The 20,327-nt window shown below is 57.1% G+C and carries 13 protein-coding genes and 1 rRNA gene; 5 read left to right on the forward strand and 9 right to left on the reverse strand.

The window, feature by feature from the left end; genetic code table 11:
* Positions 1-87 precede the first annotated feature (87 nt).
* The 3 genes from RB2501_RS16225 to lysS all read right to left on the reverse strand — a co-directional run bounded on the left by RB2501_RS16225 (position 88) and on the right by lysS (position 3,931).
* Positions 88-246, reverse strand: coding sequence for a hypothetical protein (locus RB2501_RS16225; protein ID WP_015753838.1), 159 nt, complete (start codon positions 244-246; stop codon positions 88-90).
* 449 nt (positions 247-695) lie between these two features.
* Complete coding sequence (locus tag RB2501_RS05830) at positions 696-2,126, reverse strand: SLC13 family permease (RefSeq protein WP_015753839.1); 1,431 nt, start codon at positions 2,124-2,126, stop codon at positions 696-698.
* Positions 2,127-2,239: 113 nt separating this feature from the next.
* Positions 2,240-3,931: a lysine--tRNA ligase gene (gene lysS, locus RB2501_RS05835; protein ID WP_015753840.1), complete on the reverse strand. Its 1,692-nt coding sequence runs from the start codon at positions 3,929-3,931 to the stop codon at positions 2,240-2,242.
* 167 nt (positions 3,932-4,098) lie between these two features.
* Here lysS and RB2501_RS15960 point away from each other — a divergent pair, with 167 nt between their 5' ends.
* The 3 genes from RB2501_RS15960 to lipB are packed head-to-tail and all read left to right on the forward strand — an operon-like array spanning position 4,099 to position 5,798.
* On the forward strand, positions 4,099-4,254 hold the full coding sequence (locus tag RB2501_RS15960) for a YqaE/Pmp3 family membrane protein (protein WP_083760689.1): 156 nt from the start codon (positions 4,099-4,101) through the stop codon (positions 4,252-4,254).
* A 55-nt stretch (positions 4,255-4,309) separates the two neighbouring features.
* Positions 4,310-5,050, forward strand: a complete 741-nt coding sequence (locus tag RB2501_RS05840; RefSeq protein WP_015753841.1) for a hypothetical protein — start codon at positions 4,310-4,312, stop codon at positions 5,048-5,050.
* A gap of 37 nt (positions 5,051-5,087) precedes the next feature.
* On the forward strand, positions 5,088-5,798 hold the full coding sequence (gene lipB, locus RB2501_RS05845) for a lipoyl(octanoyl) transferase LipB (RefSeq protein ID WP_015753842.1): 711 nt from the start codon (positions 5,088-5,090) through the stop codon (positions 5,796-5,798).
* 24 nt (positions 5,799-5,822) lie between these two features.
* On the opposite strand, the gene RB2501_RS05850 is transcribed toward lipB, so the two are convergent.
* The 6 genes from RB2501_RS05850 to RB2501_RS05875 all read right to left on the reverse strand — a co-directional run bounded on the left by RB2501_RS05850 (position 5,823) and on the right by RB2501_RS05875 (position 16,163).
* Positions 5,823-6,533 carry a TapB family protein gene (locus RB2501_RS05850; RefSeq protein ID WP_015753843.1) on the reverse strand — a complete coding sequence of 237 codons (711 nt, stop codon included), beginning with the start codon at positions 6,531-6,533 and terminating at the stop codon, positions 5,823-5,825.
* Between the two features lie 76 nt (positions 6,534-6,609).
* Positions 6,610-7,971, reverse strand: coding sequence for an OmpA family protein (locus RB2501_RS05855; RefSeq protein ID WP_015753844.1), 1,362 nt, complete (start codon positions 7,969-7,971; stop codon positions 6,610-6,612).
* A gap of 111 nt (positions 7,972-8,082) precedes the next feature.
* Positions 8,083-10,533 (reverse strand): hypothetical protein, encoded by a 2,451-nt coding sequence (locus tag RB2501_RS05860; protein WP_041327021.1) that lies wholly within the window; start codon positions 10,531-10,533, stop codon positions 8,083-8,085.
* A gap of 30 nt (positions 10,534-10,563) precedes the next feature.
* Positions 10,564-11,160 carry a ribonuclease HII gene (locus RB2501_RS05865; RefSeq protein WP_015753846.1) on the reverse strand — a complete coding sequence of 199 codons (597 nt, stop codon included), beginning with the start codon at positions 11,158-11,160 and terminating at the stop codon, positions 10,564-10,566.
* Between the two features lie 27 nt (positions 11,161-11,187).
* The gene (locus RB2501_RS05870) at positions 11,188-11,895 is read right to left on the reverse strand and encodes a hypothetical protein (protein WP_015753847.1); all 708 of its coding nucleotides are present in this window, start codon (positions 11,893-11,895) and stop codon (positions 11,188-11,190) included.
* Positions 11,892-16,163 (reverse strand): thrombospondin type 3 repeat-containing protein, encoded by a 4,272-nt coding sequence (locus RB2501_RS05875; protein WP_041327535.1) that lies wholly within the window; start codon positions 16,161-16,163, stop codon positions 11,892-11,894. The genes RB2501_RS05870 and RB2501_RS05875 overlap by 4 nt, the downstream gene beginning before the upstream one ends.
* Before the next feature lie 176 nt (positions 16,164-16,339).
* Here RB2501_RS05875 and RB2501_RS05880 point away from each other — a divergent pair, with 176 nt between their 5' ends.
* Together RB2501_RS05880 and RB2501_RS05885 are read left to right on the forward strand one after the other, a co-directional pair.
* Positions 16,340-18,325 (forward strand): putative porin, encoded by a 1,986-nt coding sequence (locus RB2501_RS05880; protein WP_041327022.1) that lies wholly within the window; start codon positions 16,340-16,342, stop codon positions 18,323-18,325.
* Between the two features lie 461 nt (positions 18,326-18,786).
* Positions 18,787-20,310, forward strand: a 16S ribosomal RNA gene (locus RB2501_RS05885).
* Positions 20,311-20,327: the final 17 nt, after the last annotated feature.

A 20,327-nucleotide genomic window follows, 5' to 3' on the forward strand; every position in this document is an offset into this window, starting at 1 on the left:
TAGGGTTCTGGTAATTAGAATCCGAAAGGAGCCGGGGGTTTAATCCCGACTGTGTATTTGGCAGATGTTTAACGTTCCGGGAATAACTCAGAAAGTTGCTGAAGACTCATCTTCGACGGGAGTTTTGGCGGCAATTTCATTTTGCCCGGGTTGGTTGTCGCCTGCAGGATGGTCAGAAGTATAATAGATCAGTGCGCTTGCGGCGAAGGCCAGGAAATACAGTAGACTTTTTGTTTTGTAATTCATGGTTTCAGGGGGTTAGGTTACTATCAAAATTAGGGGAACGCCCCATACCACCTGTAGCGATGTTGTCTTTTGGCCGATTTCTGATGTGAAGGGCACCTGGTTTGTGGGCAAAGGGTCGCAGAGGTCCCGAATCGGGTTGCCCGCCTGACAGTTAATCGATGAAATCGAACATTTTGTCGGATTTACCCTACAGTTGCTTTTCCAAAAGATTCTTAACAATTGGCCAAAGATTCGTTAAACCCCTGTCTGTATGTAACAATTCACGGAAACTCCCGTCTATATTTGTAGAAGGCTCCTCTACGCAAGGTGCTTTTGTAGATGATGGAATAATCTCATTTTCTGTCAGTTATTTGAATTAGTCAGCTGTTAAGCCCCTGCCATGGCAGGGGCTTAACTATTTCAGGGGCGACCTGGAACTACCCGACCGGCGGGACAAATACCGGGTGCGTTCAGAAAAAGTAGGGGATCCCGAACTGGAAGAGCAGTACGAGCAACACGACGGAAATACAATTGAGGATGATCCCGGCCCGCGCCATCTGGTGCACGCGGATATACCCGCTGGCAAATACGATCGCATTTGGCGGGGTGGCCATGGGCAGCATAAATGCGCAGCTGCTCGCAATGGTCACCGGGATGAGCAGGTGCAGGATGGGGATGTCCAGTCCGATCGCAATCCCCGCTACCACGGGTGCCAGTACGGCTACCAGTGCCACGTTGCTCATCAGCTCGGTCATAAAGAGCATCAGGGCAATCAACAGGAAGGCGGTAAACAGGACGCTCATTTCACTGCCGGCAATTGCCGCGGATACCAGGTCTACCAGGCCGCTGGCAGACATGGCCCGGGCGAGTGCCAATCCCCCTCCGAACAGGATCAATATGCCCCAGGCCAGGCGGGAGGTATCCTTCCACTTCAGGATAAAAGAGCCCTTCTTAAAATTATAGGGGACGCAGAAAAGCGCCAGGGCCCCGAACATGCTGATAGCCGTATCGGTCAGGTCCAGCCCGGGGAAGATCCCGTTGATTACCGTGCGGAAAATCCACAGGAAAACGGTGATCCCGAAGATGACCAGGACCATTTTCTCCCGCCCGCTTGCCGGGCCGAGCTTCTCGAGTTCAATCCGGATGACGTCTTTTGAGGTGCCGAAAGCGAGTCCTTTGCACGGAAACATCCATTTGACCAGGACCCAGTAGGAGATGGAAATCAGGATGATGGAGACCGGAAGGCCCAGGGTCATCCACTTCAGAAAGGAGATTTCCGTATTGTATTCGTTTTCCAGGAGCCCGATCAGTACGGAATTCGGGGGGGTGCCGATCACCGTGGCGATCCCGCCTGCATTTGCCGAAAAGGCAATGCCGAGCATGACACTCAGGGCAAAGTTCCGGTCTTTCGGCGTAAACCCGTCCTGGTCCCGGATCAGCAGGCCAATCACCGACATGGCGATCGGGAGCATGACCACGGTGCTCGCCGTATTGCTGATCCACATACTCAGGGCGGCAGTGGCGATCATAAACCCGAGGATAACCCGGTCCGGGCTGGTTCCCGTTCGGTGGATGATGCTCAGCGCAATCCGTTTGTGCAAATTGACTTTCTCCAGGGCAAGCGCCAGGACGAAGCCCCCGAAAAACAGGAAGATGATCGGGCTCCCGTAATTGGCCCCCACGTCCGCCAGGTCCATTACCCCGAGCAAGGGGAAAACGAGCAGTGGGAGCAGGGCGGTCACCGAGATGGAAACGGCTTCGGTGATCCACCAGATAATCATCCAGGCAGCGACGGCCAGCACCTTGTCGCCCATGTCGGAAATCAGGTGGCCCGAAAAACTTGTTAGCAGCAGGAAAACGATGGGTCCGGCCAGGAGGCCGATCTGAGAAGCTCGGTTCATAATCGCCAGTTCGCGCCCCCTAAACTAGGATTTTTTTGGCAATGGCGAAATTCTTTTGACGCCCGGGCACAACACGCCAGCAGAGTCGCGTGCCGGCAGGCGGGGCCTGAAGATCAAGCTTTAAACCGGGCCAGGAGGCCGTCTTCCGTTTTGGACACCTCAAACAACCCCTTTTTAGCCAGGGACTTGGTAGCCTTATCCCATTTTTTGTTGCTCAGGCCGGCCTTTTCCTTCAGGATGCCGAGATCCATTTCGGCGGCAGGCCGGAGGATATTCACAATGGCTTTTTCCTCGTCGTTGAGCTCCAGCGGCTTCTTTTCCGGTTTCATCTGGGGGAAGAACAATACTTCCTGTATGGAGGAGTTGTCCGTGAGCAGCATCACCAGGCGGTCGATCCCGATCCCGATCCCGGAAGTCGGGGGCATCCCGAACTCGAGGGCCCGCAGGAAATCCCGGTCGATGAACATCGCTTCGTCGTCGCCTTTCTCGGAGAGCTTTAATTGCTCCTCAAACCGCTCCCTTTGGTCGATCGGGTCGTTCAGCTCGGAGTAGGCGTTCGCGATCTCCTTCCCGTTGACCAGGAGTTCGAACCGCTCGGTAAGCCCGGGTTTGGACCGGTGGGCCTTGGTAAGCGGGCTCATCTCTTTGGGGTAGTCGATGATAAAAGTGGGTTGAACATAGTGGTGTTCGCAGCATTCGCCGAAGATCTCGTCGATCAGCTTGCCCACGCCCATGCTCTCGTCTACCTCAATCCCCAGGCCGGCCGCCGCGTCCCGCAGGGCGGCTTCGTCCATGCCGTCCACGTCGATCCCCGTGTGCTCCCTGATGGCATCCAGGATTGGGACCCTTGGGTAGGGCGCCTTGAAGTCGATGGTTTCCCCCCCGGCGCTGACCCGGGTGCTGCCATTGGCTTCCCGGGCTACCCGTTCCAGGAGTTGCTCGGTGGTCTCCATCATCCAGTTGTAATCCTTGTAGGCCACGTAGAGTTCCATGACGGTAAATTCCGGGTTGTGGGTCCGGTCCATCCCTTCGTTCCGGAAGTCCTTGGCAAATTCGTATACCCCGTCAAACCCCCCGACAATGAGCCTTTTCAGATAGAGTTCATTGGCGATACGCAGGTAGAGCGGAATGCCCAGCGCATTGTGGTGGGTCTGGAAGGGCCTTGCCGCCGCACCCCCCGGGATGGGTTGCAGGATGGGCGTTTCCACCTCCAGGTAGCCCTTCTCGTTAAAGAAGCGGCGGATGCTGTTGGTGATTTTGGTTCGCTTGACAAAGGTCTCCCGGACGTTCGGGTTTACCACCAGGTCCACGTACCGCATGCGGTAACGCTGTTCCGGGTCGTTGAACTCGTCGAAAACCTTCCCCTCCGCATCCTTTTTGGGCAGGGGCAGGGGGCGCAGGGCCTTGCTCAGGAGCGTAAACCGCTTTACCCGGACCGTTTTCTCCCCTACCTGGGTCTTAAAGAGCTCCCCCTCGATCCCGATGATATCGCCGATGTCGAGCAGTTTTTTATAGATGTCGTTATAGGCCGACTTATCCTCCCCTTCACAGATTTCGTCCCGGTTGAAGTACAACTGGATCCGTCCGGCGCTGTCCTGCAATTCTGCAAAAGAGGCCTTTCCCTGGATGCGGCGGGACATCAGCCGGCCGGCCATGACCACGTGTTTCCCTTCCTCGTAGTTCTCCCGTACGGAGGAGGAGAGGGTGTCCACAGGGTATTTTTCGGCCGGGTAAGGGTCGATTCCGAGTTCGCGAAGTTGCCGGAGTTTTTCCCGGCGGATGATTTCTTGTTCCGAAAGCTGCATTCTCAAGGATTTAAGCCCTGCAAATATAGGTTGAATGGGGCAACCTGCCAATGAGTCGACTCGCTTGCAGGCAGGCCCATTGCGGAAACCGGCAGGGCAGGCGTGAAATGATTGTAACAATTGCGACAAAAGTGCGTCCCATAAGTGCATCGATCAAATCCCGAGTCATGAGTTTTTTACGCGTATTACTGGCCATTATTTTCCCGCCCTTGTCGGTTATCGGAAAGGGTTGCGGTTCTTTCCTGATTGTGTTACTTTTAACACTATGCGGTTGGGTCCCCGGGGTAATTGCAGCCCTGATCATCCTGAATAACCCGAATTAGCCGCATTTTCGCATCTTGCCGGGCAACCAAACCGGCAGCAGTTGCCTTTCTGCGTATGAAATCAATCCGATATGGCACCCTGTTGGCCCTGCTGGCCGTTGCAGGGGCCTGCAATTTGACCGAGGAAATTTACCTGGAGCCGGACGGTTCCGGATCCATCGCCCTGAGTTTCGACGGCTCGGGGATGCTGGAGATGGCCGGGGAGGAACTGCTGGACTCCACGAGTGTGGCCATGGATTCCGTGGTATATTTTTCAGAAATCCTCGAAGAAAAAAAGGACAGTATCGCTACCCTGCCGCTGGCCGAGCAGGAGCGACTGAAAAGCCTGGAACCCTACCGGCTGCGTATGCAGAGCAACCCGGCAGCGGGGGAAATGCTCTTTACCCTGGAAAGGGATTTTGCCAGCCTGGCTGAGGTGGAAGAGTCCTTTAACGCCTTCCAGCGGGCGGGCTCCCTGGATCCGGAACCCAATGCGGGGGCCATGCCGGGGACCCCGGAAATCTATGAGAGTACGCGGGTATCCTATCGCTTCGGCGACCGGGTGTTCAGCCGCCGCTCCGAAATCACCGATTCCGTGTTGCACAGGCAGCGCCTGGACAGCCTGGAAGGTACCGCAATGTTTCTCTCCGGCTCTACCTATACGCTCAAAATCCATTTCCCCTCCCGGATCCGTTCTGCGAGTTCCGAGACGGCCACCCTGAGTATGGATGGAAAAACCCTCATTCAGGAGGTGGAATTCATGGAGTACCTGAGGGATCCTGGCGTCCTGGATATCCGGGTGGAACTCGAGGAGTGACCCCGGACGATATCTTTAGGTTGCGTACCTTTGCAGCATGAACAAAAAGGTACAGGTACAGGACCTCGGCTTCCGGGACTACAAGGAAACCTGGGAGTATCAGGAGTCCCTGTTCCGGGACATCCTGGACCGGAAAATCCGGAACCGGCGGGAGGGGAATTCCGATGCCACTCCCAACCACTTCCTCTTTGTGGAACACCCCCATGTCTATACCCTGGGGAAAAGCGGGGACAAGTCCAACCTGCTTGTGAGTGAGGCGGTTTTACGGGAAAAAGGCGCCTCCTTCTACCATATCAACCGGGGCGGGGACATCACCTACCACGGGCCCGGACAGATTGTGGGCTACCCGATCCTGGACCTGGAGAATTTCTTCACGGATATCCACAAGTATCTGCGCCTGCTGGAGGAAATGGTGATCCGGACATTGGCCGGGTACGGGCTCAAAGGGGTCCGGTCCGAAGGGGAAACAGGAGTCTGGCTGGATGCCGGTACGTCCCGGGCCCGGAAAATTTGTGCCCTGGGGGTGCGGGCCAGCCGTTGGGTTACCATGCACGGCTTTGCCTTTAATATCAATACGGACCTCGCCTATTTTGACCTGATGATTCCCTGCGGCATCCGCGACAAATCGGTGACTTCCCTCAGCGCCGAACTCGGGCGCCACATACCCACCCGGGAGGTGAAACAGCAATTGCTCACCCATTTTTCGGAACTTTTCGGGGCGGAAAGCCTCCCCGTGCAGCCGGATTGATATCCCCCGGGATTTCGCGCCGGACTAACGGGAAATCGAAGACAGGACCATCCGGCTCGTAAGCTTGCCATTTTTGTTATAGCTCTCGGACTTGACCATGCCCACGCCCTCCGCCAGCCAGGTGCGTTGCGGGAAGGTTTGGTTGGCCATCATCATCTTGGATTGGGTTTCACTGTAGATCACGTAGCAATCGAATTCGCCCGCCGGCGTGCTGACGGTTTCCTTTTTCTCCACCTTCCGGTTGGTCATGTCCACCTGCATATTCATGTTGATGCCGCTCATTTTTACCTTCATGGAGACATTTGCGTCCGGGAGCTGCTGCCCCTCGGACAGGTTGTTGGGCAACTCCAGGTCCGTGCCGGTGATTTCCGCTTCGGCATCTCCGAATTGCTCCATCATCTGGCCGGAAAGCAGGGATTCGTAGTCGATGCGAATTGCGGTCCCCGTACAGGTGATGCCGTAGGAGGTTTCATAGGAATTCTTGCCCTTGTTGTCGCTGAAACCCATATTCATCTGGGCCACCAGGCCCTCGGAGGTTTCGGCTACCTCGGTCACCTCCTGCCATTGGGTGCCTTCTACCTTGTCCTTCCGGTTGTACATGGTGTATTCCATCCGCACGCCCTCCTGTAGCGGGTAGTATGCGCTGCATTCCTGGGCCGTGGAAACGGCGGGCAAAAGGCAGAGGGCCAAGACGAATGTGGAGATCCATTGAACGGGTTTCTGAATAAGGTTCATTTGCTCAAGTTTTATTTGGTTGCGTATCTGTTTGTTATCTGTGAATTGACACCCTCTGTAGAGGAGGGTGTTTCGGTTATTGCCGGATGAATTCCACGCGACGGTTCTGTGCTTTCCCGGCCGGGCTGTTGTTGTCGGAGACCGGCTCGGACTCCCCCTTGCCCAGGGTGCTCAGACGGCCTGCGTCTACGCCGTACACGTCTACCAGCGCCTTTTTTACCGCTTCGGCCCGCGCCTGGGACAAAGCCACATTCGCGTCGGCATCTCCGTCCGAATCCGTATGCCCCACGATTTGCAGCGACATGCCCCCGTCCTGTTGCAGGACCTGGGAAATCTGCCGGATGACGCCCATGGACCTCGGTTGCAGGTTGGCCGAGCCGGAATCGAAGAGGATGGCGTTTGTGGAGATGGATCCCTCGGCGAGCAGTTTTCGCCTCAGGTCCTCGCCTCCCTTGGCGATCTTCACGTTGGAAATAAATACTTTCTCCTTGCCGGATTTGACCCCCGTCAGCTGAAATTTCACATGGGACAGGGGCCCGCCCGGGCCGATCATCCGGGGAATGTCGATATGCTTATTTTCGTCAACATACAGGCGGAACCGCTCTCCGTTGACCGCGATGGAAATATGCGGCCGGTTCTGGATGTTTTCGCGGATATCCAGTTTTACGGTATTGGAAATGGTCCGTTCCGAGTTGATCAGGTTCTGTACCCGGATACCCCCGGGGGTATACTGCACCATCGGCAGGTTGGCCAGGACGTAATCCGATCCTTTTTCAAACCCACCGTTGTCGTCCAGGAGCACCTGGAGGACGGCCGTGGAGGATGTTTGCCGGTCCATGCCGGATGCCTGCAAGTCAAATTCCAGGGTGAAGTCCTCGGGCAGGTTGTCCAGATTGGGGACATAGTAGGTGCGGTTACCCGATACGAGTTCGAGCCATTTGCCGCTGTCGTCCCCGAAGGTAACCACCTGGCCGCCCCCGTTCGTGTTCCACCTGGCCGGGAAATCCCCGATAAAGTCGTCCCCGAAGTCGTCGTAAAAAAGCACTTCGTCCCCCGGGACAAAATCGAATTTGCTATATACCTCCAATGACTTGGGTCCCGATGCGGCAGAAGGGGTTCCGCTATTGGAGGAAGGATTGTTCCCGCCGCCCGCAGCCGGGGTGTTTCCGCTGCCGGCGCCGGCATCGGGCTCGTTTCCGCCTATCGGGGGTGCCGGGCTTTCCGCCGGGCCGCCGGATCCGGGTTCGAGAATACTGTCCAGGGCCTGGTCCGTCTTTTTGGTGGCTTCCTCGTCCACGCGCTGTTCCACAGTGCGCTCGGCAGCCTCCCGCGCCCGTTTGCCCAGTTTCTTTAAAAATTGGCTGTTGGCATCCGGAATATACAGCAGGAATAAGCCGGCTGTAAGGAAAATCCGAATCCCGGAGGTAAGCATTTTCATCGGTGTGTTCTTTGTGGTTTAACGATTCTCCTAAAGATACAAAACAGATGTACAGATACCGTTTTGGATGTATAATCCGCGGGGAAAATGGTATCGATGGCAGCAGGTTGCTTACCGCTGTATCCTGTATACGGCAATCAGGCTGTCGCGGAATTTGACGCCCAGTTCGGGGTTGCGGTCCCCATCCATGTCCGCCATGTCGGGGAGGCCGTTTCCCTCAACGGGGAAGCCCTTCAGGCGGGAAGCGTCGCTGCGGAACAGGTAGAGTTTCTGGGTCTGGATATCCGTAACGCCCACATAGATGATATCGTACAGGTAGAAAATTCGCGGGGCCGTGTATACCCCCAGTTCGAGCTCTGCGCGGTTGCCCTTGACCTGGAACACGTTGTCGTTCATCAGCGTCAGGGTATGGGCCGTTGCATACATGCCGTGATCCGCGTTGAGGTTCAGGGCGGTTCGGTTGATCCTGCCCCGGGTGTCGATGGTAACCAGGTTGCCGGATTTCTCGGTGAAGGCGAATTTATCGCGGTAAAGGTAAATGCCGTTACCGGAAAAGTCGAATCGCTCCTCGACGCGTATGCGCGTATCCCCCACCCGGTTGAGGATCCTCAGGCGTCCGTCTTCCAGCCGGAAGACCAGGTAATCCCGACTGCCGATGCGGATATGATCCGGCGGGCCGATTGGGGGGCTGCCGGCATCCCGGAATTTAAACCCACTCACATCGCGCCCCTGACCGTCGAACATATAGATCTTTTGCCCGTCGTTGAAAACGAGCCGGTAATTCCGGTTGTTGTCGTAGTCAAACAGGGCCAGGGGCCCGAGCGTCCCGCCTTCGAATTTTTTGGGGAAGGGGGCAACGGGGTTTCCGTCCCGGTCCAGCACCATCAGGGCCCCGGGAAGTGTAAAAGCCATCTGGAAGCGGCCGTTTTTAAACAGGTCTACCTGATGGATGGCCCCCTGGATGGGCCCCGCCAGTTCCTTTTTCCAATACAGGTCCCCGCTGGCGGAATACAGGTAAAGCTGGTTCCTGTCGTCCTGGACGGCCAGGTCCATGCCGCCTGTCCGGTGGTTCCTGAGCATAAAAGGCCCGGCCATTACCTGTCCTTCGAGTTTCCGGGTAAAGGCCAGGCTCACCGAGGCCCCGCTGCCCGTCGGGTCGTCTTTTTTCCGGAACTGGTATTCCAGCAGGTCGTAGCCTTCCGAGCTATTCAGCTGGGCGCTATACAGGTAATCCGAAGGCATTTCACCCGCAATCGGTTCGGGGAGCCCCAGCACGGAGAGGCTGTCGGTCAGGAAACCGGCCTCCCCGGGATGGTCGGCGAGTACGAAGGAGGTGGATTCTGACGCCAGGAAGGGTTGCAGGCGGTCATAGGTGCCGTTTGCGGCGTACGAATCTTCCCGTTTGTAAGAGCTGATGACATTCCGGACGCCTTCAAGGCTGGGCCCCAGGACAAAATAATTGCCAAAAGCACCTAAAAAACCCGGCTCCGGGATGCCCTTTAGCAATGGGTCAAAAGCAGCCATCAGCGCTGCGGGATCCCGAAGGGCGTATACGCCGGCATCCTGGAAGGAGTCCAGCTGGTCCAGCTGAGGCCGGAGGCCATCGATCACGGCCGTGGGATTGACGCTCACCAGGACCGCCAGGGTTTCGCCCGAGAGGTTGAACACCCCGAGGTGTTCCACACTTTCAAGGAGCCCGGGATGCGGATTCGGCCTGCCGAGGATGCGCTCCTGGTTCTGGAGGAACTTGCCCGGGTCTCCCAAAGATAGCGTATAGAGCGCGGAGGTTCCGGCCGGGGGCACCCTGGCAACTTCCCCCAACGGCAACGCAGGGATACCCCTGAGGATGGCCCGGTTGTCCCAGAGACTGTCCGGACGTACTTCAATGCCCTGGAACAGGAGGGCATCGGATCGCAATTGCAGGTCGAAGGCGGACCAGGCGGCGCCCGGCGCAATCGGTTTTCCGGATACTTTGCCCAGGAGGAACGCTTCCAGGGGATGCGCGTGTCCCATGGGCAGGAACAGGGAGGCGGAAGTCCGGGGATTCGCAGTCCGTGCTGCCCGCAGGAGTGGGTTCCCCGAATCCGTTTCATTCCCGGTGGCCTCCGCTATCAGGGAGGCCGAATTGCTCAACAGGCGTATCGCTCCGACTTTTTCCGCTACCAGCCCGGACGAATCCGCAGGCGTCCCGACAGGGCTGCTCCCGGCGGCCCCGACGGAATCGGGGACCGGTTGCCAAACCTCTTCAAAAACCACAAGCCACCGGGGGTCTTCGCCCGGGTCTCCGGTTACGGCCACCAGGCATCCCGGACCCAGCTCGAGTTCCAGCACCTGGTCGAGTACCCCGAAGAGGCGATTCCCGCCGGATACTTCCCGGTAATGCCGTAGCAACCCGTTATTGCGGTATTCGGACCGGAATCGTTCAACGTCGTGGAGCTGCAAAACCACATCGGAAGACGCGGGAATCAGGCCCCAGGGATTTGCCGAATCCCTGTCCCTTTGTACGCAGGAGGACAATGCGGTCAGAAGGCATGCAAGCAGGACGAGGCCGGGAATCTTCAAAATCGGGTTCTTTTTAGGCAAATGTAGCACCTAGAACCGGAATTTCAATTGCTCCGGCAGCAACCGGAAGCTTTGCCGGTGATAGGGGGAAGGCCCGTGTTTCCGGAGGGCCTCCCGGTGTTCCTGTGTGGGATACCCTTTGTTGCGGTCCCAGCCGTATTGGGGGTATTCCCGGTGCAGTTCCCGCATGCGGGCATCCCGGGCCGTCTTGGCCAGGACGGAGGCCGCCGCGATGTTCAGGTACCGCCCATCCCCCCGGACCAGGCACTGGTAGGGAATCCCCTCATAGGGAAGGAAGCGGTTCCCGTCTACCGCGATGGCTTCCGGGCGCATCCCGAGTTGGTCCAGGGCCCGGTGCATGGCCTGAAGCGATGCCTGCAGGATGTTGATTTCGTCGATGGTGGCGGGGGGGATATGGGCCACCCCGGTTGCCAGGGCCTCCCGGAGGATTTTCGGCGCCAATCGTTCCCGCTGGTCCGCGCTGAGCTTCTTGCTGTCGTTCAGGAGCGGGTCTTCAAAACGCTCCGGTAAGATCACAGCGGCTGCCGTAACCGGCCCGGCCAGGCACCCGCGGCCGGCTTCGTCCGTGCCGGCTTCCAGGGCGCAACTGTAATAGGCTTCGAGCATCCGCGTCAGTTTCTGGGAAGTGTTGGTTTATTGCACCAGGAATTCAAACAGCTCCGATTCCGAGGAGTTGCCGACAGAATCCGATGTGGTCACCCGCCAGTAATAAGTGGTGGCAGCGGCAACCGGCACGGTCAGGGTCGTTTCGCCCGCTCCGGTGGTGCCCACCGATTCCAGGGCGCCCGGCCCGGTACCCAGGAAAACCTCGTATCCTTCGATATCGCCATCCACGTCCGAACCGGACCATTCCAGGGTAACTTCAGAGGCCGTTTCCAGATGCGCGCCCCGGGCCGGGGCGATGGCCTGGGCGGGGAAGGGGGCGTAATTTTCTACCCCCGGGCCTTCGTTATAGAAGCGCCAGGTAGGGCTCGCAGCTGTTTCGCTGACCCCGTTGGCACGGGACACCACCTGCCACTGGTAGGGGGTGCCGCGGTTTACTGAGAGGGTGGCCTCATTGGTATTCGTGGTGGTGCTCAACTCGGAATTTGTGTTGAGGTTGCGCACTATGAGCTCGTAGCTATCCGTGTTCTGCGACAGGTTCCACTGAAAAGTGATCCGGCTCTGGGTAGGGCTAATGATTTCCCCTTCGGTACACTCCGTATTGTTTCCCGGGAAAATCAGGGTTGCCGCCGAGGGCGGATCGGGTTGGGGTTCGGGCTCGGGGTCGTCGGACCCACCGCCGCCGCACGCGAGCAGCAGGAAAAATAAACTCCCGGTAATGCCTTTTACAATTTTCATTTCTTCACAATTTTATAGATTCTCAGGGAATCCCCGGTCCGGACATTCAGGATGTAGACCCCGGCGGGATACCCGCTCATGTTGATCAGCATTTCGGAGGCTGCCACCGGAATACGCTTGGCCAGTACGCGGGTGCCGCTGAGTGCATAGAGGGCAATTTCCGCATTCCCGGAAGCCGTGCCGCCCAGGTAGATATTCAGATCTTCGTTGCCCACGGGGTTCGGGTAAATCAGGGGCGTGTTGCTGACCACTACCGTTTCCGTATAGGTGCCCTGGCAACTCAGGCCGGTGGAAACCGACAGCTCGTTACTGGGTTTTTCGATGGGCAGACGGATGCTTCCCCCGTCAGTCCGGTAGGTTTTCCCGTTCCACTGGATGATGTATTCCGTCCCCCCGCTAAGTTCGAGTTCCACTTCCTGATCCAGGGTGCGGATCTGCGAACTGACAGACAGCGCTTCGGGTTGGTCAATCGCCGTATCAAAACAGATTTCATATCCTGACTGACCCACCACGCCAATACAGAGTTGATAGCTCCCGGCCGGCAGGTCCGGAAAAGTTACTGCCTCGGTAAACGACTCCTCAAAGGTGCCTGCATCCCCGGTCAGCGTCGCTGTATAATCCAGGGCTTCCACCGCTTCCACCCGGATGGTGCCGTTGTTGCTGGAAATACAGGATTCCCCGGTGGTGCGCACCCGGAAGTTTTCCGTCGGCAGGCTGAAGGCTTCGCAGCCGGAGGTGTCTACAGTGGTGCCCTGGGGCGTATCCGGGCAGGCATCGGCCGTGTTGGGCACGCCGTCGTTGTCCGAATCATCGTCACACACGTCCCCGATCCCGTCCATATCCTGGTCGGCCTGGTCTGCATTGGGGGTCAGCGGGCAGTTGTCCTGGTTGTCCGGTACCCCGTCGTTGTCGTCGTCGTTGTCGCAGATATCCCCGATCCCGTCTCCGTCTCCGTCTTCCTGCCCCGCATTGGCGGTAAGCGGGCAGTTGTCGTTTTCGTCCAGGACCCCGTCGTCGTCGTCGTCCTCATCGTCGATGAGCCCGGAAACCCCCAAATCGTCTACCACAACGCCTTCCTGGGTTACAGCCGGATCGGAGTGGAATACCAGCCGGAAGACGATGTTTGCTTCCGCTGTCAGGTCGGTCTCCCCCAGGGAGGCATTCAGGGCAAAATCGTAGGCGTACTCCTTCATCTCGTCGTCGGTTCCCGTCCATTGGGCGCCCGGGCAATTCTGGCAGTCGTCTTCTGCCCCGCTGCTCGCATTCGTCCGGTTGCTCGTGTACCAGTTGGGCTGGCTGTCGACAGAACCCAGCAGGTTCCAGGTATCCCCGCCGTCTGTCGAATATTCCACGTAGACGATATCGAAATTCACCTCCAGGTCGTACGCCATGTTAAAGCGCAGCACCGGTGCCAGGAAAGATGTGAAATCATAGCAGGGGGTCAGGAGGAACGCCTTGGTGGCATCCGCGTGGTCGCCGTCCAGGTTTGTCCCGTATACGCGGGTGCCGGAGGCGGCCGCATTCAGGACTTCCCCCTGGGGTACGCCCCGTTCCCATTCACTGCCGTCCCCGTTGGCGTTAAAGGCCACCAAATCGTCCGCGGCATCTTCAAAATCGTTCCGCTCATTCGGCCCGGCCGTATTGTTGGTAAAGAATCGCACCTGGCCGTCGTTGTTTTCATTAAAAGCATCCCCGGAAACAGTGGCCGACACCTCCAGGAGGATTTCGCCCGCTCCCCCGATATTGATGGCAGGCAGGTCGATGGTTCCGGTTGCCCCGCTCGCCAGGTCGATGGTTTCGGTAAATTCATTCAGCGCCCCGCCGTTGACACGATAGCTTACCGCTACCTGGCTGATACTGTTCAACCCTTTGTTTTCTACGGAAATCTGCGGGATGGCATCCGTCGTACACAGGATGGAGCCGGAAGCCGGACTCACGGACAACAACCGCAGGTCGTTGTCGGGCTGTTGTACCGGGATGGGCGACTGCCAGACGCCCCGACCGTAGGTGGATGCTGTCAGGATCTCGTCGTCCAGGCTGATCTCCAGGTCGCTGACGGCCACACTGGGCAGCCCGGTAAAATAATCCTCCCATTCGGTTCGTGTATCGTCCAGGCGGTATACCCCCAGACTCGTACCCACATAGACCGGGTTGTCCGTGTGCCGCCCCTGGTGGACGATCGAGAAATAGGCCTGGTCTTGAGGGAGGTTGCCCGTGATTTCTTCCACTTCCCCGTCGGACCCTGTGACGGTGATTTTATACACCCCCCGGTTGGTTGGCTGGAAAGCCTGGGGAACCCCGACGCGGTCGGAAGTCACCGCCCAGGCGATATTCGGATTTTCGTGGTGGATGGCGATGTCGGCGATTTCCGTCGGAAGGGTGGCTACCTTCAGGAAATTCTCGCCCCCGTCCTCGCTGAAATACAGGTCGCTCCCTTCGGCGGCGTACAGTACCTGCGGGTCGCTGGCGGACACCTCGACGTCTTCCACCGTATTCCCGAGCCCCAGGGAAACCTTTTCCCAGGCATTCCCGGTTAGCTTATAGACCGCATCGTAACCGGCATATACGGTGCCGTCCGGCCCGATGGCCAGAGGGGTGATCCAGTTGCCCTGGAGCCGTCTGCCGTTATCGTCAAAAGGCGATCCCAAAAAGCCGATGGATTGCCCGGCGTCCGTGGAGAGGTAAAGTACCCCGCCGAACTGGGAAAAACCGTACACCACGGAATTGTTCATTGGGTCGATGACGTTGTCCATTCCGTCTCCCCCGTGCCAGTTGTTCCAGTTGGCCGCCCCGAGTACCTGTCCGCCATTGTCCTGCAGGCCGCCCGTCATGATCCCTGCATCCGATCCCGAAACGGAAAGGCGGTAGAACTGTCCGATGGCCATGCCGCTGGTCAGGTCCTCAAAAGTCTCGCCCCCATCTTCCGTCACATAAAGGCCGCCGTCGGTTCCCGCAAAGAGCTTCCCGTTAAAAATGCGGAGGGTGTGGATGTCCGCGTGGGTGTACGCGGCGTCGTTGACAAACCACTCGTTGAGTTTTTCGAAGGAATCCCCCCCGTCCGTACTCTTCCAGATATTCAGGCAACCCACATACAATTCGTCCGCATCGGTGGGGGATACCTCCAGGGCCAGGTCAAACCAGGCCTGGCTGGATTCCATCAGGTCTTCGGAATTCAGCGTTACACTGAAACTGTCCCCGGAATTTGTAGACTCGTACAACCCCTGGAAACTGAAATCCTCGGCCGAGGTGTTCGCACTCAGTACATAGACCCGGTTCGGGTCGGCCAGGGACACCCCCAGGACAAGCCGGCCGGATTCCTCCGGGAGGGCGCTGTTCTCCAGCAGCGTAAAAGTCTCCCCGTCCGTACTCTTGTAGAACCGGCTGTTGGTGACGGCGTACACCGTGTTGGGGTCGCCGGGTTTGAGTTTGAAGTCTTTGATATTGCCGGACTGCACATTCGACCAGTTCGCCCCGGCATCCGTCGATTTAAACAACCCGCTCGTGGTCCCCACCCAAAGGGTGCTGGAATCCGTCGGGTCGATGACGATTTCGTTCATCAGCGTACTGACGCTCGTGTTTTCCGGATTCAGTCCCGTTTCGGACCAGGTAACGCCCCCGTCGTCCGAGCGGAAAACCCCTACGCTGAAGGAATCCCCTGCGTCGTCGTCCCCGGTGGCTATGTAGATAATGTCTGAATTCTGCGGGTCGATGGCGATCCCCGAGACGCCGATCTGCGGGAAATTGTCGAACAGGTTTGTCCAGGTGCCCCCGGCATCGGTGGATTTCCAGATGCCCCCTGCCGGAGCCCCCACATACCAGGTGTCCGGGTTGTTCGGGTCTACCGCTACGGCGTTCAACCGTCCCGTACCCGGCAGTTGCCCGGCAAAAATCCCGGGGGCAAAAGGCCCCACGGAGGTCCAGGCACTGACGGGGTTCACGTCAAATCCCGTACGGTCTGCTTTGCGTTCCCAGGCCTGCCAGAGTTCCCTGGCGGTCGGCAGGTAACCATCCGCATTGGCAAAGTACTGCCAGTAGTTTTCCCAGCGTTTATACGGTTTGAAGCCACTTCCCCTGGCTTCCCAGTCCCGCCCGGACCAGTAGGCGTCGAAGGCAGCGGAGATTTCCGGCAATGTATAGCGCTGACCGGAGGCTTTCGCGGTGGCCCCCTTACTTTTTTCGAGCTGTCGCATCCAGGGGGCGCCCGGGTTGAATTGGGCCTGAGCAATCCCTGCTGCCAGGAGGCAGGTAACGAATAGTATGCGATTCATATCAATTTTTTTGCTAAAATGCGTAAAGCCTTCCAAGGTAGCAAATTTTTGCGTTAACCGGTTGGTTTCCCTCCGCAGGGGAAACCCCACGGGAGATGCCAGGCCAGCCGGAAGCAGGGAAACTTTCACATATACTTAGGAACAAAAAAGGTACCTTTGCGGGGAAGAAAAGCCCTATGCGATACTGCCTGCTGATTTTATCGGCTCTCGTGCTGCATCCGGCACTGGCCCAGGACAACCCGGCCCGGCCTGCCCTCCAGAATGATTCCATCCCGCCCCGGGAAAAGAGACTTCCCCCGAATGTCCCGCCCGGCCGCGCGGAAGCGGCCATCACCATTAAGGATTACAAGATTATTACCCAGGAGCGGGATACGACCTACCTGGATACCACGCTCACCATCCAGAAGGAATACCGTTACAACTACCTCAGGCGCGACGATTTTGAACTGATGCCCTTCTCGAATGTGGGGCAGCCCTACAACCGGCTGGGGGTGGACCTGAACCGGGAGTCCCTGTTTCCCAGGATGGGTGCCCGGGCGCGTCACTATAATTATATGGAGGCGTCGGATATCCGCTACTACAACGTCGCTACTCCGATGACGGACCTGTTCTTTAAAACCACTTTTGAGCAGGGGCAGTTGCTGGACGCCATGCTCACCTCCAATTTCAGCCGCCGCCTGAATGTATCCATCGCGTTTAAGGGTTTCCGGTCCCTGGGGAAATATCAGGAAGACGAGGTCCAATCGGGGAATTTCCGTGCCACTGCCAACTACGTGACCCGGGATGGCCGCTATCGCTTCCTGGCCCACGTGGCTGCACAGGACATCCAGGGGCAGGAAAATGGCGGGCTATTGAATGCGCCGGATCAATTTGAATCCGGGAACCCGGATTTCCAGGACCGCTCCCGGATTGATGTCCGCTTTAGCAACGTGCAGAACGAACTCAACGGGAAACGGTATTTCCTAGATCACGAATTCCGACTTCTGGGGCAGGGTGCCGACAGCATCCCGGGCATGGGGAATTTGTTTTTGAGGCACCGTTTTTCCTATGAAACCAAATGGTACCAGTATTCCCAGAACAACAATACCACCGAATACTTCGGCGACCTTTTGGTGACGCCGGTCAGGGACCAGGCCTACCTGAAGACGTTTGACAACCGCTTCGGGGTGGGGTTGGAGAACCGCTGGCTGGGTCGGCTCGAAGGATATATTACCATCTTTGATTACACCTATTTCTTTAATAGTGTCCTGCAGACAGGCACCGGGACGATCCCAAACCAATTGCCCGGGCAGCAGCTGGTTTCCGGGGCTGCCTGGAAAAAGTCCTTCGGGCCGCTTACCCTGGAGGCAGACGGGGGGCTCGGGCTTGGGGGCGACCTGACGGATTCCTACCTGGATGCGAGCGTGACGCTGCCCCTGGGCACATCCCTGGAATTGCATGCGGGCATCCACCACAGCGCCCGGAAGCCCGATTTCAACTTTCTGTTGTACCAGTCGGATTACCTGAATTACAACTGGGATAATTCGGGCACCTTTGAGAACGAGCAGGTCCAAAGCCTCTTCGGGGAGGTGCGTTCCGAATGGCTGGGGTCTCTCAGGGCACAACTCAGTTCAACGGACAACTATTCCTTTTTCCGTTCGGAGGCCGATGCCGACCAGTTGGCAGCGGGAGAGGAGCAGGCCTTTGTGCGCCCTTTTCAGGAGGCGGGCCGCATCACCCACCTTCGGGTGAAGTACCAGAAGGAATTCCAGCTGGGCAAATGGGCCCTGAACAACACCCTCCTCTATCAGGAGGTGGATCAGGATGCGGCTGTATTGAATGTGCCGAGGCTGGTAACCCGCAATACGCTTTATTTTTCCAGTGACGTCTTTAAAAAGGCCATGTTCCTGCAAACCGGGATTACCTTCCGGTATTTCACCTCGTACTATATGGATGCGTACAATCCGCTGCTCGGGGATTTCTACGTACAGGACCGGGAGGAATTCGGCGGTTTTCCGATGCTGGACTTCTTTATCAATGCCAGGATCCGGCAAACCAGGATTTATCTGAAGGCGGAACACTTTAACTCGTCGTTTTCCGGTAATAACTATTATTCTGCGCCAGACTATCCCTACAGGGATTTTGTCATCCGCTTCGGGCTGGTTTGGAACTTCTTTTCCTGACCGCCTGCCGTTTTCCGGGGTGGACCGTGACTCCCGGGGTGGGAATATGTCTGTCGCTGATTACGAGACACTTGCCAATTCGGGGGTGATTTTTTCAAAAGTTCGGATTGTAAGCCTCACGCAGACAAGCACTTGTGTCTTTAGGAAATTTTTAAGCAAATTTTTTTCACTCCCTGTTTGTGGAAGCCAAAAAAGCATTCTATATTTGCACCCGCTTTTCGGGGTAAAACCTGGATGCGAGGAACAGAAAAAAGTTCATTGACATATTGACAGACAGCGTAGCTTCTGTCCGGGGTTTTGGGTCGAAAGGCCTATGGATCTGATAACGGGCAGGAGTGATTGTACAAAATAAATAAACAACATCCGTCAAGGAATTAAGAAAAGAACCTGGACCGAGTTGGGACAAATAAGTTGTAGGAGTTACCTCTGGGATTACCGAGAGTTAAGTTATTTAAGATTCTACGATGAAGAGTTTGATCCTGGCTCAGGATGAACGCTAGCGGCAGGCCTAACACATGCAAGTCGAACGGTAACAGGGATTGCTTGCAATCCGCTGACGAGTGGCGCACGGGTGCGTAACGCGTATGGAACCTACCCTTTACTGGGGGATAGCCCGGAGAAATTCGGATTAATACCCCGTAGTATTGCTTAGTGGCATCACTTGAGCAATTAAAGCTTCGGCGGTAGAGGATGGCCATGCGTCCTATTAGCTTGATGGTGAGGTAACGGCTCACCATTGCTACGATAGGTAGGGGCCCTGAGAGGGGGATCCCCCACACTGGTACTGAGACACGGACCAGACTCCTACGGGAGGCAGCAGTGAGGAATATTGGACAATGGTCGAAAGACTGATCCAGCCATGCCGCGTGCAGGAAGACGGCCCTACGGGTTGTAAACTGCTTTTTTACGGGAAGAATAATGCCCACGTGTGGGCAGATGACGGTACCGTACGAATAAGGACCGGCTAACTCCGTGCCAGCAGCCGCGGTAATACGGAGGGTCCGAGCGTTATCCGGAATCATTGGGTTTAAAGGGTCCGCAGGCGGGCCAGTAAGTCAGGGGTGAAAGTTTGCGGCTCAACCGTAAAATGCCTTTGATACTGCTGGTCTTGAGTTGTGGTGAAGTGGCCGGAATATGTGGTGTAGCGGTGAAATGCATAGATATCACATAGAACACCGATTGCGAAGGCAGGTCACTAACCACACACTGACGCTGATGGACGAAAGCGTGGGGAGCGAACGGGATTAGATACCCCGGTAGTCCACGCCGTAAACGATGGACACTAGCTGTTGGGGCTCACGCCTCAGCGGCCAAGCGAAAGTGATAAGTGTCCCACCTGGGGAGTACGTTCGCAAGAATGAAACTCAAAGGAATTGACGGGGGCCCGCACAAGCGGTGGAGCATGTGGTTTAATTCGATGATACGCGAGGAACCTTACCAGGGCTTAAATGTAGTGGGACAGGCTTAGAGATAGGCTTTTCTTCGGACTCATTACAAGGTGCTGCATGGTTGTCGTCAGCTCGTGCCGTGAGGTGTCAGGTTAAGTCCTATAACGAGCGCAACCCCTACCGTTAGTTGCCAGCGAGTAATGTCGGGGACTCTAACGGAACTGCCGGTGCAAACCGCGAGGAAGGTGGGGATGACGTCAAATCATCACGGCCCTTACGTCCTGGGCTACACACGTGCTACAATGGCCGGTACAATGAGCAGCCACTGCGCGAGCAGGAGCGAATCTAAAAAACCGGTCACAGTTCGGATCGGGGTCTGCAACTCGACCCCGTGAAGCTGGAATCGCTAGTAATCGGATATCAGCCATGATCCGGTGAATACGTTCCCGGGCCTTGTACACACCGCCCGTCAAGCCATGGAAGCCGGGAGTGCCTGAAGTCCGTCACCGCAAGGAGCGGCCTAGGGCAAGATCGGTAACTAGGGCTAAGTCGTAACAAGGTAGCCGTACCGGAAGGTGCGGCTGGAACACCTCCTTTCTAGAGACTCGATTATA

Source organism: Robiginitalea biformata HTCC2501 (assembly GCF_000024125.1).
Lineage (GTDB): Bacteria > Bacteroidota > Bacteroidia > Flavobacteriales > Flavobacteriaceae > Robiginitalea > Robiginitalea biformata.

Excerpts from the sequence above, each read along its gene's own strand:
- RB2501_RS16225 (WP_015753838.1), bottom strand. The coding sequence starts at position 246 with ATGAATTACAAAACAAAAAGTCTACTGTATTTCCTGGCCTTCGCCGCA.
- RB2501_RS05830 (WP_015753839.1), bottom strand. The coding sequence starts at position 2,126 with ATGAACCGAGCTTCTCAGATCGGCCTCCTGGCCGGACCCATCGTTTTC.
- lysS (WP_015753840.1), bottom strand. The coding sequence starts at position 3,931 with ATGCAGCTTTCGGAACAAGAAATCATCCGCCGGGAAAAACTCCGGCAA.
- RB2501_RS15960 (WP_083760689.1), top strand. The coding sequence starts at position 4,099 with ATGAGTTTTTTACGCGTATTACTGGCCATTATTTTCCCGCCCTTGTCG.
- RB2501_RS05840 (WP_015753841.1), top strand. The coding sequence starts at position 4,310 with ATGAAATCAATCCGATATGGCACCCTGTTGGCCCTGCTGGCCGTTGCA.
- lipB (WP_015753842.1), top strand. The coding sequence starts at position 5,088 with ATGAACAAAAAGGTACAGGTACAGGACCTCGGCTTCCGGGACTACAAG.
- RB2501_RS05850 (WP_015753843.1), bottom strand. The coding sequence starts at position 6,533 with ATGAACCTTATTCAGAAACCCGTTCAATGGATCTCCACATTCGTCTTG.
- RB2501_RS05855 (WP_015753844.1), bottom strand. The coding sequence starts at position 7,971 with ATGAAAATGCTTACCTCCGGGATTCGGATTTTCCTTACAGCCGGCTTA.
- RB2501_RS05865 (WP_015753846.1), bottom strand. The coding sequence starts at position 11,160 with ATGCTCGAAGCCTATTACAGTTGCGCCCTGGAAGCCGGCACGGACGAA.
- RB2501_RS05870 (WP_015753847.1), bottom strand. The coding sequence starts at position 11,895 with ATGAAAATTGTAAAAGGCATTACCGGGAGTTTATTTTTCCTGCTGCTC.
- RB2501_RS05875 (WP_041327535.1), bottom strand. The coding sequence starts at position 16,163 with ATGAATCGCATACTATTCGTTACCTGCCTCCTGGCAGCAGGGATTGCT.
- RB2501_RS05880 (WP_041327022.1), top strand. The coding sequence starts at position 16,340 with ATGCGATACTGCCTGCTGATTTTATCGGCTCTCGTGCTGCATCCGGCA.